Below are 24,189 nucleotides of genomic sequence, written 5' to 3'. Positions count from 1 at the left end.
CCCGGCACGCTCTTATGCGACTGCGGGAACCGCGGTCCGGAGTGGACGGCGGCTCAGCAGCCACACGCCCGAACCGATCAGCAGCGCCGCGAGGACGGCGTTGAGGATCAGCCCGTCCGGCAGGCCACCCCCGCCACCGCCACCGCCGGTGGGCGGCACCGCGCCGGCCGCACCGGAGTTGACCGCGGTGTTGTTCGGCAGCGCCACGTACGGGAACGAGGTGCCGAACGCCTTGTCGTTGGCGTTGACCTTGTCCCCGGTCGCGAGTGCGGGCACGATGCCGCTCACCGCGGCGCCTTCCAGCGCCTGCACACCGATGTCGACCACGTCGTCGGTGAGCCTGCGGCCGTTCGGGAAGCCCTGCAGGTCACCGGCCAGCACACCCAGCCGGTTCGGCGACGCCGCCGGCGGGATGGACACGTTGAGCCGCAGCTGTTCCGACGGCGTGAACTTCTTCGGGTTCACGTCGGCGTTGCCCAGCTGCGAGTTCAGGTCCGCCTTGATCGGCCCGCCCGCCTTGGTGGTGATGCCGGTCAGGAAGATCTCCGCCAGGTCGTTGCGCGGCGTGGCCGGGGCCGGGATGCCGTAGATCGCCTGGATCAGCTTGGGCACCTCGGGGTCGGTGACCCGGTTGACCAGCTCCGGTGTCTTGCCGTCGCGGTCGGGTGTGAGCGCGTTGAACTTGTCCTTCAGCCCTGCCGGCACGACGACCTCGTTGACCAGCGGGTTGCCCAGGCGTGAGACCTGCACGAACGGGCCGACCGCGTGCGACTCCCCCGGGCTGAGGATCATCGACTGGCGCTCGGTGTCGCTCCACACCCCGATGACCGGGTTGCGGGTCGCGTCGCCCTTGAGCGCCAGTTGCGACTTGGGCACCTGCAACGCGATGGTGTTGACGTTGTAGCCGCGCAGCGTGTCCTGACCGACCTCGGACAGGTTGCCGCCGTAGAGCAGGTCGAACACCCGCAGGTCGAGGAAGAACGCGTCGTCGGACTGGCCGACGTAGCTCTTGCCGCCACCGGGCACGTCGGTGATCGCCTGAGTCCGCAGCGCGCCGTAGTCCGGCATCGATGCCGGGCCGGTGTTGGACGGCGCGACCTTGCCCGACCGGATCAGCTTGCGATCGTGGCCGTCGCGGTCGATCAGCTCCAGCGCGTAGGTCTGCCGGAACAGCAGGTTCTCGTCGTCCAGCGACGTGACCGGCCCGTTGTTGTACAGGAACGTCGACTTGCCCCGGCGGTCCTCGGTGCGGAACGTCCACCGGTACGTCAGGTCGGCCTTGGCGTCACCGTCGTTGTCGATGTTGATGTCGTAGCGGGCATCGGTCGCCCGCGGGTAGAAGTTCGGCCCGCCGTTCGGCTCCTGGAACGGCGACCAGTTCGCCACCAGCGTCACCGTGTCCGGTTTGTCCGGGCTGACGAACGCGTACACGTCCGTGTTGTCCACCGCCGGATCACCCGCGATCAACGGCGCTTCCCGGTGACTCGACGCCCCGGCCGAACCGGAACCACCGATCAGCCCTGCCGCGAGCAAGGTGCTCCCGACCGCGATCAGACTTACCGCCACACGTCGTCGGCGACGTGCGGGAGGAGGTGCTGACATGCTCCATCCCTTCGGATCGACGCCCTTCCGCAGTGACAACCGCCACACGGACAGGACTCGACTCATTCGCCGCCGATGGATCTGAGGTTTGGCCGGTTCACTCGAATGCCCTCTTGCACACCGATGGCATCAGACTCGCGGGCAGATGAACCGCGCGAACTTGCGCCACCCGATGGGGGGTGACTACCTGGCGAGAGGAAGGTCGACGTCCGCCAAGGCGCGTTCGAGTTCGCGCCGGTTCTTCGCGCCGAGCTTGTTGCGGATGCGGGTGACGTGGTGCTCCACGGTCTTCGCCGAGATGAACAACGTGTCGCCGACCTCGCGGTAGGTCAGGCCGTCGCGCACCAGTGCGGCCACCTCCTGCTCGCGTTCGCTCAGGCCGTCGGCACCGGCCTCGCCCCGAGTCGTGCCGTGGAACTGCCGGGCGATGTCGAGCAGCTGCGTCATCGCCTTGCGATCGGTGGTGTGCATGGCCGCGTGCCCCGCCAGTCGTGCCGCGTCCGAACGCATGCCGTGAGCGTGCAGCTCCTGCGCTGCCGACTCGATCCGCAGGTGGTTCACGTCGCCCCGGCTCGCCAGGCTCCAGCAGCGCGCGGCCGTGGCGAGAGCGCGCGAGAACGGCAGTGCGTCCGCCGCCTCCTCCAGAACGGCAACGTGTCGTTCCGCCGCCGGGAGGTCGCCCGTGAGCAACGCCGCGTGGAAGGCGTTCCACCGCGGCAATGCTGTCCACAGTGGAGGTTTGTGCAGGCCGTCGAGCAACGCCCATCCCTCGTTCAGCTGCGCCTCGACCCGGTGGAACTGGCCGATCCTCGCCGCTGCCAGGACGATCTCGGTCAGCGGGATCAGCGTGTACAGGTCGACCGGATGCACGACGAGGGCTTGCTGAGCCGGTTCCCAGGCCTCCTTCAACGCGTGGAGATCACCGCTGCGACGGGCACGACCCAGCCGCAGCGCCGCGGCGAAAAGCGCCTCTCGCGGTTCACGGGACTTGGTCGCGAGCAAGAACTCCGACTCCTCGACGGCGTCCGCGTCGCCGGCGAGCAGTTCGGTGCAGGCGAGCAGCAACCGGTGCCGGTCCGCGTGCAGGCCTCGGCCGTCATCTCCCCGCACGGCGCCGGCCAGCAACGACCGCGCGACAGTCAGCTCCCCCGCGTGCAGGCAGATGAGTGCGGCGAGGGCCGTGGGGCTGTCCGGCCGCACCGAGGTACGTGCACCCGCCTGGTCGATCCCGGCCGTGGCCACAGCGGCCGAGACAGCGGCCATCGGTGAACCGGTGACGGTCCCGACCACCACGTCGGCAAGCCGACGTCCGAGGGTGTCGGCCAGGGAACCGGCGGGCTGCGACCGCACGCCGGCCTGGACGGCGCGAGCCTCCTCCAGCCGGCCGGCGCCGAGCAGGCCGGTGACGGCGTAGCCCAGCGCGAGACCGCTGTCCGAGCGCTGGAGCAGTTCGCCGCCACGGCCGACCTGCCCGCGCACCGTCAGTGCGGTCGCGACGATCAGCAACGCGTCGGCGTCGGTGTGTTCGACCTGCACGAGCTCCACCGCGCCGTCGAGGTCACCGCTGAGCGCCCTCGCCCGAGCGAGCAACGTCGAAGGACCACCGGCCACGGTGAACACCTTCGCAGCCAGTGCCGGATCGTCATCGATCACCTCGTGGCCCGCCGCGGTGAACACGTCCGCGAGGCCGGGATCCACCACCCCGAGCTCCAGCAGCGGCCGCACGTAGCCGGCCACCGGCTGTGATCGGCATGCCTGGGCGAGAGCGAGTTTGCGCAGCAGGTCAGCGCGTTGCTCCGCCGGTGCGAGTGCCTCGATCGCGTCGGCGGCGACGGGAAGCGGGGCTCCGTCGATCCGGAGCAGACCGGCCGACCTGAGAGCCTCGGCGGACTCCGACACGGTGTGCGGGTCCAGCGCGAGCACCGTCGCGAGCAGTCCCACGTCGAACGGGGCGCCGAGAGCACGGGCGAGCAGCAGGTCGTTCGCCGCGAGGGACAGTTCGTCGAAGTGGCGGGCGAACGCGGCACTCGGTTCCGGCGAGAGCTCGTCCAGCACGAACGCCGGTGTGCCGCCGGTTCGCTCGTGCAGGCGTCCCGCGAACTCCTCGCTCACCTCGGCGTCGAGCACCCGCGCCGTCAAGGACCGGACATCGCGGAGCGACAGGGGCCGGACGTGCACACGGACCACGGCGCCGGGCAATGCGCTGATCAACCGGCTCAGTGCGCGGTTGTCCGGCCACGGCCGATGGGCAAGCGCGAGCCTGTCTCCCGTACCCAGCCCGGCCAGCACGCGATCGGCCTCGGCCTCCCCCAGCGCGTGCCCGTCGTCGACGACGATCGACCGCTCGAACGTGCGCAGCAACGCGGTCTTGCCGCATCCGGCGGGTCCGGTCAGCACGACGTGGTCGGCAGCCCGGGCTCGGTCGAGCGTCCGGGAGGTCCCGCTGTCGAGCAACAAGAACGTGTCCGACATCGGGGACATGAGTGCGTGAACCTCCTGGTGACCGACCTGTTCAGTGGTGCTTCGGTGCATCACCCGTTCAGGTTTGGTCACCGCCCCAAGATCGGGAAATACCCCTATTCCCCTACTCGCTGTGGCACCGATCCCCGATATGACACCGCCGCGCGAGACCCTGCATGTCACCCGATGCGGCAGTGCGCCAGTTGTTCGTAGCTTTCAGTGGCACAAGCACAACGACGCACCTGGAGTTCGACGTGACCCTGCCGCAGACGCTGCACGACTTCACCCTCACCCTGCTCGGCGACCCCGATGCCCGGTCGGCCTTCCAGCTCGACCCGCAGGGCTCGCTCGACGCGGCCGGCCTCGGCGACGTGCACCCGGCGGACATCCAGGAGCTGCTGCCGCTCGTGCTCGACTTCGCCCCGGCCACCGCCGTCGGCGACTTCGGCTCGGCGATCTCCGGGCTGGACCTCGACCAGCAGCTCGACCTGCTGAGCACCCTGCAGAACACCGCCGGCCAGCAGATCGACGACAACTCCGTCCTCGGCTCGGTCTCCGGCCTGACCGCGGCCGTGCACGGCGTCACCAACGGCTTCGACATGCTCAGCGACCCGTCCACCGCCCTGGACGTCGTCGGGCGCACCGAGATCACCGACGTCACCAAGACCGTCACCGACCTCGACGTCACCGACACCGTCGGCGCCATCAGCAACGGCACCGACGTGCTCGACACCACGCACATCACCGACGTCGTCGGCGGCATCGGCAGCGGCGTGCAGACCGGCGACCTCGGCGTCGAGGACGTGCTCAGCGGTGACATCACCTCCACCCTCGGCAACGTGACCGGCAACGACCTCTCGCTCGACCACGTCGGCAACGTCACCGACATCGTGTCCCACGTCGGCAACCTCGGCGACGTGACCGGCGTCGGCCACGTCGGGGACATCGGCAAGATCGGCGACATCTCCGGCGAGCTCGGTGACGTCAACGTCGGCGGCGTGCTCAACGACCTCGACCTGAACCTCTGACACGCCACGCGAAGGGCCACCCCCGGACCGCGCTCCCAGGGGTGGCCCTTCGGCGTTCGCCGGGCCCCGGTCAGTCCATTTCGGACTCCGAGCGATCAGGGCAATCCGTTCACCGGACGGCTTCGAAGCTATGCCGTGAAACCGGGATCCACGCGTGCGATCAACCCGCATCTGCTGACCGGTGCTCACGCACTCGGTGCCCTGCCCGAAGCGGAGCGCACCGAGTTCGAGCAACATCTGGCCAAGTGTCCTGTCTGTGTCGACGAGACAGCCGGACTGAGCGAGACAGCGGCGGCACTCGGCAACGCCGTGCGCCACGTCTACCCGGTTGCCCTGCGTCCGCGGGTGCTGGGCGCGGTCCGATCGGTGGCCCAGGTGCCGCCTTCGCCCGAGGCGGTGGCGGTCTTGTCACGGCGACAGGGATTCCGGCGCGCCGCGGCCCTGGTCGCCGCTGCCTGCGCGGTCGCCGCGGCCGTCGCCGGCGTGAACGACGCACTGACCACATCGACGATCACTCCCGTGGCAGCCGCCCCGCACACCCGGATCGGCGATCTGCTGGGGGCCGCGGACCTGCGGCTCCTCGCCGCCGAGAACGGGTCGGGCAGTGTGGCGATGTCGGCCGGCCGCGACGAGATGCTCTTCCTGGCGGACGGGCTGCGCGCGTTGCCGCAGGACCGGGTCTACGAGTTGTGGCTCGTGGATGGACGCGGTCCCCGGCCCGCGGGAACCGTGCGACCGATGGACGAGGTGACGTCCCTGTTCGTGAGCGGGATCGCTGACGCCGACGAGGCCATCCTCACCGTCGAACCGGCAGCCGGTTCGCCGAGCCCCACAGGCGGGCCGGTCGTCACGGTCGTCCTTCGCTGAATCGGACGCAATCCGGCCGGTGCGGTGTGCCGAATTCCCGGTCGTGACCGATCACATTCTCGTCATCGGATATGGCGACACCGGGCGCTCCGCCGCCAACTCCGTGCTGGCGTCGCAGCCGGACGCGCAGTTGACCGTGCTGGACACCGACTTCCTCGCGGTGGCCGAAGCCACGGCCAACGGTGTCGCTGCGGTCGTCGGCGACGGACGGGACTCGTGCGCACTCAGCGAGGCGGCTGTCGACGCCGCCGATCTCGTCCTGATCGCGGTCCCGGACGACCTCAACGCATTCCTGATCACGAGAGCGCTGCGGTCGTCGAACCCGGCCACGCCGATCGTGGCCATCATCCGCGAGCCCGAGAACCAGGCGATCTTCGAGTTCGACGAGTCGGTCACCGTCCACGTACGACACTAGAGGACAGGACGAACAAAACTCCGGGAACCACGCGCGAAGCGTGGTCCCCGGAGTCCCGATTGCCGCTACCCCTGGAGATGTCAGGCGGGGAGCAGCACCGAGTCGATGAGGTAGACGGTGGCGTTGGCGGTGTGGACGCCGCCGCAGATGACGTTGGCGTCGTTGACCTTCAGCGCGTTGCCGGAGCCGGTGACCTTGACGGTGCCGGTCTCGACGGTCTTCTGGTCGCCGGCGATCTTGTCCGGGGAGATCTGGCCGGGCACGACGTGGTAAGTCAGGATCTTGGTCAGCAGCGCGTCGTCGGTCTTGAGCTTCTCGATGGTCGCGGGGTCGATCTTGGCGAACGCGGAGTCGACCGGGGCGAAGACCGTGAACTCGGCGCCGTTGAGCGTCGAGACGAGGTTGACCTTCGGGTTGAGCTTGCCGGACACGGCGCTGACCAGCGTCGTGAGCAGCGGGTTGTTGCTCGCCGCGACCGCGACCGGGTCGGCGGCCATGCCGGAGACGGAGCCGGCGCCGGACGGGACCTGCTTGGCGTAGTCGGCACAGCCGGGGCCGACGAGGTCCTTGGCCGGGTCGGCCATGGCGGACGTCGAGGGCGCCATCGAGGCCGAGGTGGTGGGCGCGGTGCTGGAGCTGCCGCTGCTGGCCATGTCGCCCGAGCCGCACGCCGCGCCGAACAGGGCGAGTGAGGCGGTGCCGAGGGCGAGGACGGTGTTGCGGACGGTCTTGTTCATGACGGGACATCTCCAAGGGGTGTTCGGGTGGTGATGCCGGTGATTCGCCGCCCGCTCACGAGCGGATGGGTGCGGTTATCGACCTGTTACCAACGGGTCCGGGAAAATCGCGCTACCAGCACAAACAAACAGCGCTAAGTCCACAATGGACCGCAGAGTCCGTTCACTCGTCCGTGTGACAAGCGCTTCCCCTGCCCGGGCAATCCGGGCCTCCACCGGCCGCGAAGCACAGGCATCACGCACTTTCATCGACCCGAGTAGGGCTCCCCCATGTTGACCCTCGCACTGATCGGTCTGATCGGCGGCCTGGTCACCGGTATCTCGCCGTGCATCCTGCCCGTCCTTCCCGTCATCTTCTTCTCCGGTGGCACGCAGAGCGCCCGCACGACGAGCTCCGGTTCCGGGGTGGCGGTGGCGGCCAAACCGGCGTCACGCGCCCGGCCCTACCTCGTCATCGCCGGCCTCGTCGTCAGCTTCAGCCTCGTCACGCTGTTCGGCTCGCTGCTGCTGACCGTGCTGAACCTGCCGCAGGACGTCCTGCGCTACGCCGGGATCGTCGTGCTCGTGCTGATCGGCATCGGCCTGATCGTGCCGCGCTTCGAACAGCTGCTGGAGAAGCCGTTCACCTGGATTCCCCAGCGCAACCCCGACGCCAGCCGCGGCGGCTTCACCCTCGGCCTCGCGCTCGGCGCCGTCTACGTGCCCTGCGCCGGTCCGGTGCTGGCGGCCATCACCGTGGCCGGTTCGACCGGCCGGATCGGCACGGAGACCGTCGTCCTGACGCTCACCTTCGCGGTCGGCGCCGCGATCCCGCTGCTCATCTTCGCGCTGGCAGGCCGTCGAGTCGCCGAGCGCGTGCAGGCCTTCCGCAAGCGCCAGCGGGGAATCCGCATCACCGCGGGCGTCGTGATGATCGCGCTGGCGTTCGGCCTGGTGTTCAACCTGCCGCAGCTGCTGCAGCGGGCGATCCCCGACTACACGGCTTCGTTGCAGGACAAGGTGAACAACTCCGAGCAGGTCCGCAAGGCGCTGAACCTGGGCGGACTGGTCAACGACCAGAACAAGGACCTCGACAAGTGCAGCGACGGCGGCACCGAGCTGGAGAGCTGCGGTACGGCACCGGACATCACCGGCATCCAGCAGTGGCTCAACTCGCAGCCGCTGGAGCTCCAGTCGTTGCGCGGCAAGGTCGTCCTGCTCGACTTCTGGGCCTACTCCTGCATCAACTGCCAGCGCTCCATCCCGCACGTCACCGCGTGGGACAAGGCCTACCGCGATGCCGGGCTGCAGGTCATCGGCGTCCACTCCCCCGAGTACGCGTTCGAGAAGGAACCCGCCAACGTCGAGGCCGCCGCGAAGAACTTCGGCATCACCTACCCGGTCGCGCTCGACAACAACCTCGGCACCTGGACCAACTACCGCAACCGCTACTGGCCCGCCCACTACCTCATCGACGCCCAGGGCACCGTCCGGCACATCAAGTTCGGCGAGGGCGACTACCAGGTCACCGAGAAGCTCATCCGGCAACTGCTCACCGACGCCAACCCGAACACCGAGCTCCCCCAGGCCACCGAGCTGGCCGATGACACCCCGGTTGTCGCCGACATCACCCGCGAGACCTACCTCGGCTCGACCAAGCGCGTGAACTTCGCCGGCAGCGAGGAGTACACCAGCGGCGAGAAGTCGTTCCAGTTCCCCGAGAACCAGGGCACCGACTCGTTCGCGCTCTCGGGTGCCTGGAAGCTCGACACCCAGTCGATCACACCCAGCGGCGAGCCCGCGCGGATCAAGCTCAACTATCGCGCCAAGGAGGTGCGGATGGTGTTGTCCGGCAAGGGAACCGTCACCGTCGACCAGAACGGCAAGACCACGACCGTCGAGGTCGACGGCACCCCGAACTCCTACCGGCTCCTCGCCACGCCGACGATCCAGGGCGGCTCGCTCACCGCGACTGTGAGCGCCGGCGTCCAGGCCTTCTCCTTCACCTTCGGATGATCAGGAACCACACCATGCACCTCGACGACGTCACCACCGATTCCTTCGACACCACCGTCCTCGGCGCGGACAAGCCTGTCCTCGTCGACTTCTGGGCACCGTGGTGCGGCCCCTGCAAGCAACTCAGCCCGGTCGTCACCGCCATCGCCGACGAACACCAGGACAAGATCTCCGTCGTGAAGGTCGACATCGATGCCAACCCCGACATCGCCGTCCGCTACCAGGTCCTCAGCATCCCCACCCTGATGCTGTTCTCCGGCGGCGAACCCGTCGCGACCCTCACCGCGCCCCGCAAACGCGCCGACATCGTCAAGGCGCTGTCCACCTGGCTCTGAACACCAGCAGAGACGCCGCGACCCCGACAGCCATCCGGCCATCGGGGTCGCGGCGTGTCCGACGTCAGGCCATCGGGATCTCGATGACCGGAGCCGTCGTCGGGGCGGCGGAGCCACCGCTCGGTTCGACGGTGAGTGCGAGCGCACGTGCGTTCGCGAGGCCGTCTGCCACCACGGGGTCGTTCTGGAGCAGGCCGGCCGAGCGCGGACCGCCGGGTTCGACCACCCACAGCTGGTAGGTGCGGTCCGCGGGCAGAGACGGCAGTCCGTCGGCGAGGAAGACCGCCTTGTTCCGGCTCGGCGACATCACCACGGTGCCGTGGCCGCCGGCGGACCCGGCGTCGTTCAGGAGCTTCGCGTCGGGGGCGTTGAGCAGGTCCGACACCTGGCCGTAGCCGGCGGCCGACTCCCGCAGCGCGTCGAGCTCCTGCCGGTCCTGCACACCCTGCACTCCGACGACGACAGCGACGAGCACGCTCGCGGCCGCGGCGAGCACGCTTCCCCTTACCAGCCAACGGCTCTGCGTCGGAAGCGCGACCACCGGCGCCACGGGAGCAGGCGTCTCCGGAGGCAACTGACGCGTGCTCGTGACGCCTGCGAGCACCTTGGCCCGCAGATGCGCGGGCGGCGCCTCCGCCGTCACGGCACCGAGCGCTGCCGCCGTGGCCTGCAGCCCCGCGACCTCCTCGGCGCAGGACGAGCAGTGCGGCAGATGCGCCTCGAACTCCGCACGCTCCGGGCCCGACAGGGCGTCCACCGCGTAGACGCCCGTCAACGTGTGCAGGTCCGCCGTGCTCACACCGCCACCCCCAAGCAGTCCCGCAGCCTGATCAGGCCGTCGCGCATCCGGGTCTTCACCGTGCCCAGCGGAACACCGAGCAGGCTCGCCACCTCCGGATAGCTGTAGCCCTGGTAGTAGGCCATCAGCACGGACTCGCGCTGCAGGTCGGTCAGGAACCGCAGGCAGCGCCGGACCTTGCGCTGCTCCAGCCGTTCGGTGACCTGCTCGACCACCTCGTCGAACGGGGTCGCCGCGTCCAGCGCGGCAACCCGTTCGTCCCGGTCGGCCGCGGCCTGCGCCGACCGCACCCGGTCGACCGCACGCCGGTGCGTCATCGTGAGGATCCAGGTCATCGCCTTGCCGCGCTCGGGGTCGAACCGGCTCGCGGTCCGCCACACCTCGAGCATGACCTCCTGGAACACCTCCTCCGACTGCGCCTGGTCCCGCAGCACGCGACGGACGAGCCCGAAGACGGAACCCGACACCTGGTCGTACAACTGACCGAACGCGGCCTCGTCACCCCGCGCGACCCGCAGGAGCAACTCGTCCGCCCCCGCTGGTTCCTCGAAACCCACTGTGGCGGTCGGTGCCTGGTCCCGTTCCCGCATCGTGCTCCTCTTCGTCACCTGTCCGGACTGCGTTCGGAGCCGACGCCCACTCGGAAAGGTGAGGCGCGCGTCACGTGCCGGAGAGGTAGGTGGACACCCGTGATGGGAACGAACTACCACTCCTGCTCCGCAGCCACCGAATCGCTCACACCTTCGTGTGAATTGGCACGAAGCTTCATGGTCAGGCGGCGTGTCCTGGTCGGCCCGCTCACGATCGACAACCCCAACGCCCAGACTGGGTTGCGCAATCCATTTTTCCGCTCTAGCTTTCTGGACAGAACAACCCAGAAAGTGAGGCCGACCCATGACCCCGTCCCCCCACCGCGGTCGAACCGCCCTCGTCACCGGCGCGACCGCCGGCATCGGCAGGGCCGTCGCCCGGCAGCTGGCCGCCGATGGCGCCGACGTGCTCGTCCACGGCCGCGACCCCGAACGCGGCGCCCAGCTGGTCAAGGAGATCGAGGCAGACGGCGGCTCCGCCCGGTTCCTCAGCGCCGACCTCACCGACTCCGCGGACGTGCTGGCGCTGGCCTCCGCCGCCGGCGAGGTGGACATCCTGGTCAACAACGCCGGGCTCTACGCCTTCACCGGCACAGCGGACACCACCCCGGAGAGCTTCGACCGGCACTTCGCCGTCAACACCCGCGCCCCGTTCCTCCTGGTCGGCGCGCTCGCCCCCGCCATGGCCGACCGCGGCTACGGCGTCGTCGTCAACATCACCTCCACCGCGTCCACCTCACCCGCACCCATCGGCACCGCCTACGGCGCCTCGAAAGCCGCCGTGGAACTGCTCACCCGGTCCTGGGCGACGGAGTTCGGCGCACGCGGCGTCCGGGTCGTCGGCGTGTCCCCCGGCCCGGTCCGCACCTCCGGCACGACGGCCATGCTCGGCGACAACGTCGACATGCTCGGCCGGGCCACCCTGCGCGCACGGATCGGCGAACCGGAAGAGATCGCCCACGTCGTCCGATTCCTCGTCAACGCCGACAGCGACTACATCAACGGAACGGTCGTCGTCGCCAACGGCGGCGAACCGAGCGCCCTTCCCGCCTGACCCGCACCGAGAACAGGAGCACCCACGATGACCGAGCAGGCGATGCCCGACTGGCTCCCCGACGGCTTCGAGATCCGCACGGCCTCCGCCAACGGCGTCCGGCTCTCCGCCGCGGTGGGCGGCCGCGGCCCCCTGATGGTCCTGCTGCACGGCTGGCCGCAGACCGGTCGCGCCTGGGCGCGGGTGATGCCCGCGCTGGCCGAGACCCACACGCTGCTCGTTCCCGACCTGCGCGGAACCGGCGCCAGTGACCGCCCCACCGACGGCTACGCCAAACGAAACCAGGTCGACGACCTGCGCGGCCTGGCCGACGCGTTCGGCCTGACCGGCCCGGCGGTCGTGGTCGGTCACGACATCGGCAGCATGATCGCGTTCGCCTGGGCCCTGCACCACCCCGGCGACGTCGCGGCCGCGGTGCTCGTCGACGCCTTCCTGCCCGGTGTCGACCTGGAGGGGTCCATGAACGTCGTGACCGGCGGCAGCTGGCACTTCGGCTTCTTCATGGCTCCGCACTTCCCCGAAATGCTGTTCGACGGCCACGAGTTCGAGTTCTTCAAGACGACCTTCACGGCCCTGAGCTCCGCACCCGTCTTCACCGACGAGCAGCTGGCGTTCTACGCGCAGTCCTACGGAGGCCGTGACCGCCTCCGGGGAGGCTTCGGTCACTACCGAACCCTCCTGGAGGACGGCCGGGACAACCAGTCGGCGCTCGCGGCGGGGCGGATGACCGTGCCCGTGCTGTCGATCGGCGGCAGGGACTCGGTGGGCACCGGCACCACCGAAGCCTTGCGTCCGCACGTCCGGCGGCTCACCGGCCTCGTCGCTCCCACCGGGCACTTCGTCGCCGAGGAAGCACCGGACTGGTTCGTCCGCCACGTCCGCGAGTTCCTCACCGCCACCACCGGCCTCGTCACCGCGGACCGGTCATGAGGGTTCTCGTGATCGGCGCCACCGGTTTCGTCGGCGGTGCCATCGCCCGCCACCTCCGCGGCGCAGGTCACGACCTCGTCGGACTCGCCCGATCCGAGGACGCCGCCGCACGACTCGAGGCCCAGCACGTCTCGCCACTGCGCGCGGACCTCGACTCCGGCCTCGCGAAGGTCCTCGCCACGGCGGCATCTGCGGACGCCGTCGTGGTCGCCGCCCAGTTGCCTCCCGCGACGGAGACGTCCGTGGTCTCCGCGCTGCTGGACGCGCTGTCCGGCACCGGGAAGGCCTTCCTGTTCACCTCCGGCAGCGGCGTGCTCCTGCAGCGCACCGCCGGCAACTGGAGCGAGGACAGCTTCGCCGAGGACGACCCGTTCACCGTCGAACCGCTCGCCGCCGAGCGACGAGCGGTCGAGATGCTGGTTCTCGCCGGACCGGAGCGGGACGTCCGCGGCATGGTCGTCCGGCCCGGCTTGATCTGGGGACCGGCCGACCACGGCCACGTGTCGATGATCTACCGCTCGGCCGCCCTCACCGGCACCGCCTGCTACGTCGGCGAAGGACTCAACACCTACAGCCACGTGCACGTCGACGACGTCACCCACCTGGTCGAACTCGCCCTGGACCGGGGCACCGGCGGCAGGCTCTACCACGCGGTCGCCGGTGAGACACCGAACCGCTGGATCGCCGAGGCGGTCGGCCGCGACCTCGGCCTGCCCACCCGCAGCCTCTCGCCGGCGGAGGCGACCGGCGTCTGGGGTGAGTTCGGCGCACTGATCATGAGCGCCTCCAGCCGGATCCGCGCGCCGCGAACGCGCCGGGAACTGGGCTGGGTGCCCCATCACACCGACATGCTCACGATGATCGGGGCACCGCACCTCCGCGCACTCGCACGGCAGGACCTGGACCGGTCCCCGGTGCGTTGACCGTTGTCGCACTAATGGCTTGGTACGGCGGAGGTTCCGGTCCAGTACACCCGGCACCCTCTCGCGGCGAGGTCGTGGAACCAGGAGGGCACCTTCTCCAGCGGGTTCCACCGCACGTCGAGTTTCTCGAGGTTCGGCAGCGCCGCCAGCGACTCGGGGAGGCGACGCAGCCGGTTCGACCGCAGGTCGAGGTGGCGCAGACCGTGCAGCTCTTCCAGTTCGACCGGTAGTTCGGAGAGGTCGTTTCCTCGGAAGCTGAGCGTGTGCAGCTGGGGCAGGCCGGAGAAGTCGAGGTCCAGGTGGCTGAGCCGGTTCCCGTCGAAGTGCAGCTCGCGCAGCCGACCTAGTTTCCCGACGCAGTCCGGGATGGAGGCGAAGCTGTTGTTCTGCAGTCGGAGTTCCACGAGGTCGCCGAGTTGGCCAACCGATGCCGGCAACGACGTCAAGCGGTTGTCGGCCGCGCCCAGGTACCGCAACGCCGACATGGCACCGATGTCGTCGGGCAGCGATTCCAGTGAGCCGTCGGCAACGTAGAGGAACTCGAGGTTGTGGAGTCTGCCGAGCCCGTCGGGCAGTGCCTGCAACTGGTTGTGCGCGATGTCCAGGATGGTGAGGTCCGTGAGTTCACCGAGCTCGGCCGGCACGGTCCGCAGGCGGTTGCCGTGCAGATAGAGCTCGGTCAGCCCGTTCAGCTTCCGGATGTCCGCTGGAACGTGGCCGAGCAGGTTGTCGCCGATGTTGAGCACCCGCAGCGACTCCATCGACCAGAGCTCGTCCGGCAGCGCGGTGATCCGGTTGGCCATCACGTTCAGGTTGTCGGTTTCCGACTTCAGAACGTCCGCTGGAATCACGTCGAGATCAGTACGACACAGGTTGACCGGCACGGGCCGCATGGTAGGCCGTGCCACGCGCAGCGGTACACAGCCACACCAGGTCGAGGCGCCGGAGATCCCGGCGCCCGCTCACGTCCCCTTTGGACAGTGCCGCCGACCACCGCCGGCACGCCGTCGTCATGTGCGGTTGGCTTTCCACGCCGCGTACTCGGCCGGCATGCACACCGAGCACGGCCGGTAGCCGGCGGCGACCGCGGTTTCCTCGTCCGCGAAGAACACGCGGTTGCGCACGTACCCGCCGCGCGCGATGGCGCGCAGAGCGGAAGGGCAGTCCAGCCGGCCGTAGATCCGGCCGGGCCGGTGCCCGCCCAAGGTGCCGGGGACTTCCGAGCCGCGGGGAACGCGGTCCGGGCCGAGAAGGGTGTACCCCTTCCCCGGTTCGGAAGGAGGTGGTCCGTGCATCGGTTCAGGCCGCGTCGTGGAACACGAGTGCGAGGGTGAACCGCTGTCCGCTGCGCACGGCCGAGACTCCGTGCCGGACGGGTGCGGCGGACCAGCCGCGTGCCGAGGCCACGGGACGGTCGCGGGTGGTGAAGAGGTAGCCGTGGCCGTGCGGCAGCAGGGTCGCGGTGCCCCGCGACTGGGCGCGGGGCCGTTGTTCGAGCAGGAGGAACTCGCCACCGGTGTGGTCGACGCCGGGCCGGGAGAGGTTGATGACGACCTGCAACGGGAACACCAGGTCGCCGTAGAGGTCGCGGTGCAGGGCGTTCCAGTCCTTCTCGCCGTACTTGAGCAGGATGCCGGTCGACTTGGTCTGCCCCGCGTCGTGGCACAGCGCCAGCCACTCGTCGAGGGTGTCCGGCCAGGGCGCCGGGCGGCCGAGCTTGGCCCACCAGTCACGGGCGATGGGCAGCAGGCGTGGGTAGATCGCCTGCTTGAGCTGTTCGAACGCCTCGGGGTACGGAGCGTGCAGGTAGCGGTACTCGCCCTCGCCGAACCGGTGTCGTCCCATGTGGACGGTGCTGCGGAACGCGTCGTCGCGGTCGTACAGGGCGCGGAACTCCGCCGTCTCCTCGTCGGTGAGCAGACGCGGCAGCAACGCGCCGCCGTACTCGTTGACCTCGTTGGTGATCGCGTCCCAGTTCCCGGACTCGACTCTGTCCTGCCACGGGTTCATGCGGCGCGCTCCAGTTCCAGCAGGGTCGTCTTGGCCTGCAGGCCTCCGACGTAGCCGCCCAGGGAGCCGTCGGTGCGCAGCACGCGGTGGCACGGCACCACGACGGGCAACGGGTTCGTCGCGCACGCCGTGCCCACCGCCCGCACGGCCTTGGGGTTGCCGACGATCGTGGCGACGTCCTTGTAGGTCTCGGTCCGCCCGTAGGCGATCTCGGGCAGATGCAGCTGCACGAGCCGGCGGAACCCGCTGGACAGCGAAAGATCCAACGGCAGGTCGAACCCCGTACGCCTGCCCTCGAAATACTCGTCAAGCTCACGCCGGGCGAGATCAAGGCGCCGGGGCGCGCGCAGGATCCGCGGACTGATCCTCACCGAGAGGGTCTGCAAGACCTTGTCGTGGTCCTCGACGTCGTAGGCGACGCGGACCAGGCCACGTTCGGTCGCCGCCAGCAGCAGCGAACCGACCGGCGTGTCCACGACCGTGTAAGCCACATCGAGCAGCCCTTCGCCCGCGGCCGCCTCCTGCAGCCTGCGATGCAACCGGTCCAGCACATCCGGCTCGGCCGGGCGCGCCAGCAGCGCCGCGATGTCGGGCTCCTGCCCCGGCGCACCCCCGCCGGTCATCATCGGGCCGGTGGTGATGGTGTCGTTCATCGGGTTTCTCCTCTCGAGAGTGCACCCTGATAGATGGTTCGCAACCTGCTGATCCCGTCGGACGCGGCTCTGCGCACCGCCTCCGGCGTCGCTCCGACGATCACGGCGATCTCGGCGTAGGGCAGACCGACGACGTGGTGATAGGCCACCGCCTGGCGCTGTTTGTCCGGCAAGGCCCGCACCGCCTCCCACAGCCCGGCATCGACGGCCTCCGGACCGTCCACCGAGGACACCCGATCGGCCGCATCCTCCACCGGCACCGCCCGCCGACGCCGCGCCCTGATCATGTCGACCGCCTTGCGATGCGCGATCGTCACCAGCCACGCCTCCACGTTCGCGTCCTCCGGCAGACCCGGATAAGCACGCATGGCCGCCAAGAACGTCTCCGACCACGCGTCCTCGGCGTCATGCACCCCCACCACCGCCCGGCACACCCGCAACACCGTGCCCGAGTGCGCCGCCACGACGGCTTCGAATGGCTTCTTCATGTTCATCAACAGGCAGACGTCCCGGTCATCCCGATCGTGACGTCACCGAGCACCGTGCCGACGACGGCATGCCGTGTGTACATCGTTGCGCCTCCTTGCCGTTCGGTTTTCGTGGTCTCGGCTCGAAGACGGCGGCGGTCGCGCGAACGTGAGCCGCAAGCTCCCGATGTGGCGACGATCACATAATCGGGCAATTTTCGCGACCACCTCACATTCAGCTCGGCGCGGTCGTCTTCAGAACGAAACCACTCGTGATCGGGCACGGGCATCACGCTGCCCGGATGAAGGTGTCGCACACGTTCAACCCGGTGGTCGGACCCCTGATGCTGGCGGGCCGGCTCCGGTACGGCCGTCGTTCGCACTCTTCGCGCCGCGGTCACCGGAAGGAGCTCTCGCGACCGTGCTGACGAATCCACCGGCGGGGCCGGCTCACCAGACGCGCGTTCAATCCGGTCGCACACCGGGTCGCATTCCCGCGGCGACGTTGGAAGCGATCCCGTTCGCCTTCGCTCCGAACTCACCCCCGACGCTCGACGAGGAGACAGCCGTGTTCGAGCTCGTGCGCGGGCTGCGCGCCTCTCGTGTGGTGATCGGCTCCGGCCGTGACGAGGTCTGCGTCACCGCCGGAGACGCACTCGCCGAGAGACTGCGCCTCGCTCGAACAGTCGACGTCGGCCGTGTCACCTGGCCGGGAGAAGCCGCGTCCTGGCTCAAGCACACCGAGCGCATGGTGTCCGAGGCGGACGCGTGGGTCCTGCTCGACCACCTCGGCGGCACCGCCCAGGTACTGCACCGTCTCGCGGCGCGTCCCGGCTGGCGGCCTGACCGGACCGTGGTGTGGTCGGCGCTCGCACGGCCGCTCCTCCTCACCCTGTTCCGCCCTGGCACGCTCGACGGACTGCGCGGGACACGCGTCGACGGCAGCATCTGGCAGGTTCGCCACGGCCACGTTCACCCACTCGACAAGGAGCATCGCTGACATGTCCCTGTTCCCCGACCACACGTGGACTTCCGGCGACCCTGTCGCACTGGACGGCTCCGGAGCCGTGCACCTGCCCGGCTGGCTGACGTTCGAGCAGCAGCAGCGCCTCGTCACCGCGTTCCACGAATGGGCCGACGGGCCCGTGCCGCTGCGCGCCGCGGTCCTCCCGCGCGGGCAGCAGATGTCCGTGCGCACGGTGTGCCTCGGCTGGCACTGGCAGCCTTACCGGTACACCCGCACCGCCGACGACGTCAACGGCGCCCGCGTCGCCCCGCTTCCCGGCTGGCTGGTCGAGATGGGCCGCAACGCCCTTGCCGCCGCCTACGACCCCGGCGCGGCCGCCGCGTGGCATCCGGACACCGCGCTGGTCAACTACTACGACAGTGCCGCGCGCATGGGCATGCACCAGGACAAGGACGAACGCAGCGACCAGCCCGTCGTCTCGCTGAGCGTCGGCGACGCGTGCCTGTTCCGCTTCGGCAACACCGAGACCCGCGGCAAGCCCTACAGCGACGTCGTCCTGCGTTCCGGTGACGCGTTCGTCTTCGGCGGCCCGTCTCGCTTCGCCTACCACGGCGTGCCGAGGACCTACGCGGGAACAGGCGACCCCTCCACCGGCCTGCCCGAGGGCCGTATCAACATCACCATGCGCGTCACCGGGCTCGGCGACTGATGGCGGACGCACGCGACACCGACGGAGTGGTCGTCGGACCGGACGGGCTGGCCCGGCCCGCCTGGGCGGCGGTGGACGAGCTCCTGCGCGAGTACTACGACACCGAGTGGGGCATGCCGGTGCGCGACGAACGAGGGCTCTACGAACGCGTGTGCCTGGAAGGCTTTCAGGGCGGCCTGTCCTGGGCGACGGTCCTGCGCAAGCGCCCGGCGTTCAGAGCGGCGTTCCACGACTTCGACCCCGACGTCGTCGCCCGCTTCAGCGAAACCGACGTCACCAGGCTGCTCTGCGACACGGGCATCATCCGCAACCGCCGCAAGATCGAGGGCACCGTCACGAACGCCCGCGCGACCCTCGCGCTACGCGATGCCGGCGGCCTGGCCGAGCTCATCTGGTCGTTCAAGCCTGACCGCACACCGGAGCCGACGACCTTCTCCGAGATCCCGACTCAGTCGGCCGAGTCCGAAGCGCTGTCGAAGGAGCTGAAGAAACGAGGCTTCAAGTTCGTCGGACCGACCAGTACGTACGCGCTGATGGAGGCCGTCGGGCTGGTCGACACACATCTCGTCGACAGCCATCGACGGGGCACGTCGGGCATCTGGGCACCAGCGCACCTGCCGTGACGGGCTGGTGTGCGGCGTCAAGATGCCCTCCACGCCGCACACCAGCCACGCGACAAGAACTGACTGATCCCGGCTTTCGCTAGGGACCGACGAGGGTGACCGCGCTTCCCGCCGGGATGCGCTGGGCCGGCTCCACCGACTGGACGGCGCAGGGCACGTCCTCCCCGTTCGGTGAGACCACGGTGACCTGGAGGCCGAGCGCCTGCAGTTCCGCCCTGGCGTCGCGGATCGGCTTGCCGCGCACCTCCGGCATGGAGACGGCGTTCGACAGGACCAGCGTCACGCTCTTCTGGTCGGCGCCGAGCATGGTGCCGGGAGGTGGGTCGGTGCGGACGACACGGCCGTTGTCGACGGCGGCGGAGAACTCCACGGGTCCGTCCACGCTCTCCAGCCCGTTGCGCTGGAGTTCGAGGACCGCCTCGTCCTTGGTCAGGCCGGCGACGTTGGGCACGGCCTTCTTGGGCGCCGGTCCCTTGCTCAGCACCAGTGTCACCTGGTCGCCGATCCGCAGCTGGGTCCCTGCTCGCGGCTCCACGGCGATGACGGCGCCCGGCGGCACGGTGTCGCTGAAGGCTTTCTTGGCCTCGTCCGCGACGGCCTTGAGACCGTTCCCCTCGATCTCCTTGGTGGCCGCGTCGACGGCCACGCCGGCGTTGAGGAACGGGACGACCGGGCGTCCTCGCGACACGTAGACCGTGATCGAGGAGCCTTTGCGGAGTTCGGTCCCGGTGCCGGGCTCGGTGCGGAGCACGGTGCCGGTGGGCACGTCGTCGCTGAGGACGCGGACCACCTGAGCGCTCAGCGACGCGTCACGCACCTGCGCCATCGCACTCGTCTCGCCCTGTCCGCCGACCGCGGGCACGACGGTCTGACGTCCCGTGCCCACCCACCACCACGACAGGCCGGAGACGAGGACGAGTGCCGCGGCGATGACCGCCCAGATGCCGATCCGGCGCCGGGTGCGCCGGCGCTTCTCCTCGGCCGGGTCGCGCTGCACCGGTCTCGGCCGGGCGGGCCGCGGCCTGGCTCCGGCCGCCCTCAACGGCGTGGTCCTCTCGGCTGCCGACGCAGGGGTCGCCACGGCCGGTATGACCATCGTGCGGTCTTGTTCCGGAGGTGTGCCGGGTGTGGGCACCGGTTGCGGCTGCAGCCCCAGCTCCTCCCCGACGCGTTCCAGTTCCTGCAGGAACACCGACGCGTCGGCGGGACGCTGCATCGGGTCGCGCTGGGTCGCGCGGCGCACGAGGTCGTGCAGGGCCGGTGGCACACCGGGAGCGGCCGGGCTCGTCTGCCCGGCGTCGGGGGATGCCGCACCGGTGAGCATCTCGTGCAGGAGGTTTCCGGCCGCGTGCACGTCAGCACGCGGGTCCGGGACGCTCGCACCGGTCTGCGGCGGAGACCACACGGGCGCGGGGGCGCCCGTGTCGTTCAGGGCGTGCAGCAACCCGAACCTGGTCACCCTGACCTGACCGCCGGCATCGATCAGCACGTTCTCCGGCCGGACGTCACCGTGCACCAGTCCCGCGCGATGGGCGGCACCCAGCGCCGACAGCACCGGGCCGAGCACGCTCAGGGCCACCGCGGGGGCGAGCCTTCCCCGTTCCTCCAGGAGGTCGCGGAGGCTGCCGCCGTCGACGAACTCCATGACCAGGTAGACCTGATCGCCTTCGACGCACTGGTCGTGCACGGCCACCACGGCCGGATGGCGCAGCTGCGCGGCGATGCGCGCCACCCGTTCGAACTCGGCGGTGGACACCGGCGCCGACGAGTGCACGACCTCGACGGCGATCGCCCGGTCCAAGCGGACGTCCCGGCCCCGGTACACGGTGGACGTCGAGCCACGTCCGAGCACCGCGTCCAGCCGGTAACGCCGCTCGAGCAGGACACCTGTCAGGTTCGCGACACGCTCGGGCACGATCGCGGATGATAGCCACAGATCCATCGGTGAGACATCGAAGTCGCCGAACGCTCGCGGAAAACGCGGCGCCGGGGCATCGGGGAAATCCCCACCCCTCCCCCGGAACTTCGCCTGCGGTGCGCTAGAAATCGTTCATGCGTTCGAGTCCCGCAGGCGCCGAGTCGTTGCCCCACTTGGTCGAACGGGACGCCGAGACAGCCGTGCTGCGCGCCGCCGTCGAGGCTGTGACGCGCGGGCAGGGCGGCGTGGTGGTCGTCGACGCGGGTGCCGGCATGGGCAAGACGGCGTTGTTGCGCCGGGCTCGTGCCGCGGCGGTGGACGCCGGAGTCGTTGTGTTGTCGGCTCGTGGGGCCGAGCTGGAGCGGGACTTCGCGTTCGGGCTCGTTCGTCAGCTGTTCGAGACGACGTTGCCGGTGGACGTGGAGCGGCGGCGGGCGTTGTTCACGGGTGCCGCCGCGGCCGTCGAGCCGATCTTCGACCTCGGTGAGGGCGAGACGGGGTCGTTGTTCAGCCTGTTCAACGGGTTGTACTGGCTGTTGGTGTCGCTGGCCGAGAGCGGGCCGTTGGTGCTCGTCGTCGACGACGCCCAGTGGGCGGACCCGTCTTCCATGCGGTTCCTGGGTTTTCTCGCCCGGCGGCTGGACTCGGTCGCCGTGCTCCTGGTGGTCGCGACCCGTGGCGGGGAGCACGACGACGGCGGGCTGCTCGACGACGTCCTCGCCACCGAGGACTGCGCGCACCTGCGGTTGCGCAGCCTCAGCCCGGCCGGTGTGGCGCGGTTGGTGCGCGCGACGGTGAGCGGCGCCGACGACGCGTTCTACGAGGCGTGCCACGTGACCACGGCGGGCAATCCCCTGTTCGTCAGGGAGCTCGTCCGGGTCCTGGCCGAGAGCGGCAGCGCCAGTGAGACCGCGGCGGTGGTCACCTCGGCCGGGCCCGAGGCGGTCAGGGGGCACGTGGAGGCCCGTCTGCGCAGGCAACCGGACGAGGTGCGGCGGATCGCCCATGCCGTCGCGGTGCTGGGTGACTCGACGGCGCTGACGCTGGTCGCCGAGCAGGCGGGAGTGGACGTCGCCACCGCCGCGGCCGGCGCGGAACGCCTGGTGCGCCACGGTTTCTTCGGCGCGGCAGACCCGCCGGCGTTCGCGCACGTGGTGCTGCGCGACGTCGTCCACTCGCTGGTTCCGCTGGCGGAGCGCGGCGCGGGGCACGACCGCGCGGCCAGGGTGCTGGCCGCGTCGGGGGCCGCGGTGGCCGCGGTCGCCTCACACGTGCTGCGGACGGTGCCCGCCGAACGCCAGGACCGGGTGAAGGTGCTCGTCGCCGCCGCGGCCCAGGCGTGGCAGCGCGGGTCACCGCAGGACGCGGGGACCTACCTGGCCCGCGCCAGGCAGGAGCCGCCGGAGGCGGAGCTGCGCTCGGAGGTCAGCCGGCTGCTCGGCAACTGCGAGGTGCACCGGCTGGCGATCGCCGAGGCGGACGTCCACCTGCGCGAGGCGCTCGCGCTGGCCGGCACGCCGGAGCAGAGCGCCCGGTGCGGCTACAGCCTGGCCCGGTTCCGCAACGCCTGCGGCGAGATCCCGGCGGCGTTGACGCTGCTCCGCCAGGTCGCGCGGGTCCTGCCGCGGGACGCGCCCGCCCAGCTCGGCAGGGACCTCGTGTCGGAGCTGCTCGGGGTGGCCCGCTCCGACCTGTCGGCGCGCGAGGAGCTGGTGGCCCGGCTCGCCGCGTTCCGTGCGACGGCCGACCGCACCGATCCCGTGCTGGCAGCGCACCTGTCGGTGGAGGAGGTGTTCACCGGCGGGCGCGCCGACGACGCGGTCGCGCTGGCCGAGACCGCGCTCGACGGCAACCGCCTCACGCCCGAGCGGTCGGCGCTTTGGTCGGCGGTGAACACGCTGCTCGTGGCCGACCGGCTCGTCGAGGCCGAGCAACGCGGCCAGCGGGCGCTGCGCAACGCGCTGGAGCGCGGGCAGCTGTTCGCCGTGGGCATCGTGCACGCCTATCTGGCGCGGATCTCGTTGCTGCGCGGGAATCTCACGGCCGCCGGCGAACACGTGGAGCTGGGCACGCGGGCGGTCCCGAGGCCGAACGTCGCGCTGCCCGCGCTGGACGCCGCACGGGTGCACCTGCTCGTCGAACGCGGCCGGCTGGACGAGGCACGCGCGGTGCTCGACGACGGAGTGCTGGCCGATGGTGCGATGCCGAGCGCGTCGTTGCACACGTGGCTGCTGGAGTCGCGGATGCGGCTGCACGCGGCGTCGGGCGACGACGAGGCGTTGCTCACCGATGCGATGGCATGCGGCACGGTGTACGCGAGGTGGGGCGTGACCGGGCTGTGGGACGTGCAGTGGCGCCTGCACGCGGCGGCCGCCCACCGCAGGGCGGGCCGGCGGGACCAGGCGGCGGTGCTGGTCGCGGAACAGCTGCGCCTGGCACGGTTGTTCGGTGTGCCGAGGCACGTGGCGATGGCCCTTCGCGCGGGCGCGGACGGTGACCTGGGAGTGCTGGCGGAGGCGGTGCAGCTGCTGCGGGAGGGCCCGGCACGGCTGGAGCTGGCCGAGGCGCTCGCCGACCTGGGCGAAGCGCGCCAGCGGGGCGGCGACCGTGCCGGCGCACGCGCCACCACGAAGGAAGCGGCCGAGATCGCCGTGGGGTGCGGCGCGGAAGCTCTGGCCGCACGGCTGACCGCGGGTCTGACCGTGGGCGGAGGCCGGCCGCCGCGCATCGAGGTGACGGGAGTGGCGGCGCTGACCCCGTCGGAGCTGCGGGTGGCGGAGCTGGCGGCCGACGCGCTGACCAACCGGCAGATCGCCGAGAACCTTTTCGTCACCGAGAAGACCGTGGAGACGCACCTCGGCAGGGCCTACCGCAAGCTCGGCGTGCGGTCGCGCACCCAGCTCGCGGTGCGCATGTCCCACCGCTGAGTCCGGCGGCGGCGCTGCCCGCGACCCGTACGGGCGGCAACGTCAGGGGATTCGTCAGGGGTTCCCCGGACGACGCGCGGGGTCTCCCCGCCATAGCGTTCCGGCAACCGGTCAGGCACAGGACGCGCAGCCCGCGTCCGGCTCGTCTCCGAGGTCTCCCGCGGTGTGTCCGCCTCAGGC

At 70.4% G+C, this 24,189-nt stretch carries 24 protein-coding genes; 12 read left to right on the top strand and 12 right to left on the bottom strand.

Features of this window, described 5'->3' with window-relative positions; genetic code table 11:
* Positions 1-12: 12 nt before the first annotated feature.
* A complete protein-coding gene (locus ACFWV3_RS21085) occupies positions 13-1,602 on the bottom strand; it encodes a DUF4331 domain-containing protein (RefSeq protein ID WP_382413085.1) in 1,590 nt (529 codons plus the stop codon).
* Positions 1,603-1,785: 183 nt separating this feature from the next.
* Positions 1,786-4,074 carry a LuxR C-terminal-related transcriptional regulator gene (locus ACFWV3_RS21080; protein ID WP_382413084.1) on the bottom strand — a complete coding sequence of 763 codons (2,289 nt, stop codon included), beginning with the start codon at positions 4,072-4,074 and terminating at the stop codon, positions 1,786-1,788.
* Between the two features lie 242 nt (positions 4,075-4,316).
* Here ACFWV3_RS21080 and ACFWV3_RS21075 point away from each other — a divergent pair, with 242 nt between their 5' ends.
* From ACFWV3_RS21075 to ACFWV3_RS21065, 3 genes are all read left to right on the top strand, one after another.
* Positions 4,317-5,090, top strand: a complete 774-nt coding sequence (locus ACFWV3_RS21075) for an IniB N-terminal domain-containing protein (RefSeq protein ID WP_382413083.1) — start codon at positions 4,317-4,319, stop codon at positions 5,088-5,090.
* Positions 5,091-5,225: 135 nt separating this feature from the next.
* Positions 5,226-5,957 carry an anti-sigma factor domain-containing protein gene (locus ACFWV3_RS21070; RefSeq protein ID WP_382413082.1) on the top strand — a complete coding sequence of 244 codons (732 nt, stop codon included), beginning with the start codon at positions 5,226-5,228 and terminating at the stop codon, positions 5,955-5,957.
* A 43-nt stretch (positions 5,958-6,000) separates the two neighbouring features.
* Entirely contained in the window at positions 6,001-6,372 is a 372-nt protein-coding gene (locus ACFWV3_RS21065) for an NAD(P)-binding protein (protein WP_382413081.1), read from the top strand.
* Positions 6,373-6,452: 80 nt separating this feature from the next.
* On the opposite strand, the gene ACFWV3_RS21060 is transcribed toward ACFWV3_RS21065, so the two are convergent.
* Complete coding sequence (locus ACFWV3_RS21060; RefSeq protein WP_382413080.1) at positions 6,453-7,109, bottom strand: fasciclin domain-containing protein; 657 nt, start codon at positions 7,107-7,109, stop codon at positions 6,453-6,455.
* Between the two features lie 270 nt (positions 7,110-7,379).
* On the opposite strand from ACFWV3_RS21060, the gene ACFWV3_RS21055 reads away from it, so the two are divergent.
* Together ACFWV3_RS21055 and trxA are read left to right on the top strand one after the other, a co-directional pair.
* The gene (locus tag ACFWV3_RS21055) at positions 7,380-9,104 is read left to right on the top strand and encodes a cytochrome c biogenesis protein DipZ (RefSeq protein ID WP_382413079.1); all 1,725 of its coding nucleotides are present in this window, start codon (positions 7,380-7,382) and stop codon (positions 9,102-9,104) included.
* Complete coding sequence (gene trxA, locus ACFWV3_RS21050) at positions 9,101-9,439, top strand: thioredoxin (RefSeq protein WP_382413078.1); 339 nt, start codon at positions 9,101-9,103, stop codon at positions 9,437-9,439. Before ACFWV3_RS21055 ends, trxA begins: the two co-directional genes overlap by 4 nt.
* A 64-nt stretch (positions 9,440-9,503) precedes the next feature.
* On the opposite strand, the gene ACFWV3_RS21045 is transcribed toward trxA, so the two are convergent.
* Together ACFWV3_RS21045 and ACFWV3_RS21040 are read right to left on the bottom strand one after the other, a co-directional pair.
* Positions 9,504-10,238: an anti-sigma factor domain-containing protein gene (locus tag ACFWV3_RS21045; protein ID WP_382413077.1), complete on the bottom strand. Its 735-nt coding sequence runs from the start codon at positions 10,236-10,238 to the stop codon at positions 9,504-9,506.
* On the bottom strand, positions 10,235-10,828 hold the full coding sequence (locus ACFWV3_RS21040) for a sigma-70 family RNA polymerase sigma factor (protein ID WP_382413076.1): 594 nt from the start codon (positions 10,826-10,828) through the stop codon (positions 10,235-10,237). Before ACFWV3_RS21040 ends, ACFWV3_RS21045 begins: the two co-directional genes overlap by 4 nt.
* Before the next feature lie 304 nt (positions 10,829-11,132).
* Between ACFWV3_RS21040 and ACFWV3_RS21035 the strand changes: the two genes are divergently transcribed.
* Genes ACFWV3_RS21035 through ACFWV3_RS21025 form a run of 3 tightly spaced genes read left to right on the top strand, consistent with a single transcriptional unit; the run spans position 11,133 to position 13,735 of the window.
* Positions 11,133-11,882, top strand: a complete 750-nt coding sequence (locus ACFWV3_RS21035; RefSeq protein ID WP_382413075.1) for an SDR family NAD(P)-dependent oxidoreductase — start codon at positions 11,133-11,135, stop codon at positions 11,880-11,882.
* Positions 11,883-11,909: 27 nt separating this feature from the next.
* Positions 11,910-12,812 carry an alpha/beta fold hydrolase gene (locus ACFWV3_RS21030; protein ID WP_382413074.1) on the top strand — a complete coding sequence of 301 codons (903 nt, stop codon included), beginning with the start codon at positions 11,910-11,912 and terminating at the stop codon, positions 12,810-12,812.
* Positions 12,809-13,735, top strand: coding sequence for an NAD-dependent epimerase/dehydratase family protein (locus ACFWV3_RS21025; protein WP_382413073.1), 927 nt, complete (start codon positions 12,809-12,811; stop codon positions 13,733-13,735). Before ACFWV3_RS21030 ends, ACFWV3_RS21025 begins: the two co-directional genes overlap by 4 nt.
* 11 nt (positions 13,736-13,746) lie before the next feature.
* Here the strand turns inward: ACFWV3_RS21025 and ACFWV3_RS21020 are convergent, their stop codons facing one another.
* From ACFWV3_RS21020 to ACFWV3_RS20995, 6 genes are all read right to left on the bottom strand, one after another.
* On the bottom strand, positions 13,747-14,619 hold the full coding sequence (locus ACFWV3_RS21020) for a leucine-rich repeat domain-containing protein (RefSeq protein WP_382413072.1): 873 nt from the start codon (positions 14,617-14,619) through the stop codon (positions 13,747-13,749).
* Positions 14,620-14,745: 126 nt separating this feature from the next.
* Complete coding sequence (locus ACFWV3_RS21015) at positions 14,746-15,030, bottom strand: Ada metal-binding domain-containing protein (RefSeq protein ID WP_382413071.1); 285 nt, start codon at positions 15,028-15,030, stop codon at positions 14,746-14,748.
* Positions 15,031-15,034: 4 nt separating this feature from the next.
* Positions 15,035-15,745: a 2OG-Fe(II) oxygenase gene (locus tag ACFWV3_RS21010; protein WP_382413070.1), complete on the bottom strand. Its 711-nt coding sequence runs from the start codon at positions 15,743-15,745 to the stop codon at positions 15,035-15,037.
* Positions 15,742-16,398 (bottom strand): methylated-DNA--[protein]-cysteine S-methyltransferase, encoded by a 657-nt coding sequence (locus ACFWV3_RS21005; RefSeq protein ID WP_382413069.1) that lies wholly within the window; start codon positions 16,396-16,398, stop codon positions 15,742-15,744. The genes ACFWV3_RS21010 and ACFWV3_RS21005 overlap by 4 nt, the downstream gene beginning before the upstream one ends.
* Positions 16,395-16,886: an RNA polymerase sigma factor gene (locus ACFWV3_RS21000; RefSeq protein WP_382413068.1), complete on the bottom strand. Its 492-nt coding sequence runs from the start codon at positions 16,884-16,886 to the stop codon at positions 16,395-16,397. The genes ACFWV3_RS21005 and ACFWV3_RS21000 overlap by 4 nt, the downstream gene beginning before the upstream one ends.
* 5 nt (positions 16,887-16,891) lie before the next feature.
* Positions 16,892-17,149 (bottom strand): hypothetical protein, encoded by a 258-nt coding sequence (locus ACFWV3_RS20995; protein ID WP_382413067.1) that lies wholly within the window; start codon positions 17,147-17,149, stop codon positions 16,892-16,894.
* A 284-nt stretch (positions 17,150-17,433) separates the two neighbouring features.
* Here ACFWV3_RS20995 and ACFWV3_RS20990 point away from each other — a divergent pair, with 284 nt between their 5' ends.
* Genes ACFWV3_RS20990 through ACFWV3_RS20980 form a run of 3 tightly spaced genes read left to right on the top strand, consistent with a single transcriptional unit; the run spans position 17,434 to position 19,164 of the window.
* Entirely contained in the window at positions 17,434-17,865 is a 432-nt protein-coding gene (locus ACFWV3_RS20990; protein ID WP_382413066.1) for a hypothetical protein, read from the top strand.
* A 1-nt stretch (position 17,866) separates the two neighbouring features.
* The gene (locus ACFWV3_RS20985) at positions 17,867-18,541 is read left to right on the top strand and encodes an alpha-ketoglutarate-dependent dioxygenase AlkB family protein (RefSeq protein ID WP_382413065.1); all 675 of its coding nucleotides are present in this window, start codon (positions 17,867-17,869) and stop codon (positions 18,539-18,541) included.
* Positions 18,541-19,164, top strand: coding sequence for a DNA-3-methyladenine glycosylase I (locus tag ACFWV3_RS20980; RefSeq protein ID WP_382413064.1), 624 nt, complete (start codon positions 18,541-18,543; stop codon positions 19,162-19,164). The genes ACFWV3_RS20985 and ACFWV3_RS20980 overlap by 1 nt, the downstream gene beginning before the upstream one ends.
* Positions 19,165-19,243: 79 nt before the next feature.
* Here ACFWV3_RS20980 and ACFWV3_RS20975 read toward each other — a convergent pair whose 3' ends face one another.
* Positions 19,244-21,079: a PASTA domain-containing protein gene (locus ACFWV3_RS20975; protein WP_382413063.1), complete on the bottom strand. Its 1,836-nt coding sequence runs from the start codon at positions 21,077-21,079 to the stop codon at positions 19,244-19,246.
* 137 nt (positions 21,080-21,216) lie between these two features.
* Between ACFWV3_RS20975 and ACFWV3_RS20970 the strand changes: the two genes are divergently transcribed.
* The gene (locus tag ACFWV3_RS20970) at positions 21,217-24,009 is read left to right on the top strand and encodes an AAA family ATPase (protein ID WP_382413062.1); all 2,793 of its coding nucleotides are present in this window, start codon (positions 21,217-21,219) and stop codon (positions 24,007-24,009) included.
* Positions 24,010-24,189: the final 180 nt, after the last annotated feature.

The sequence above is a fragment of the Lentzea sp. NPDC059081 genome (assembly GCF_042738015.1).
Classification (GTDB): domain Bacteria; phylum Actinomycetota; class Actinomycetes; order Mycobacteriales; family Pseudonocardiaceae; genus Lentzea.
This window is presented reverse-complemented; position numbering and strand designations above follow the sequence as displayed.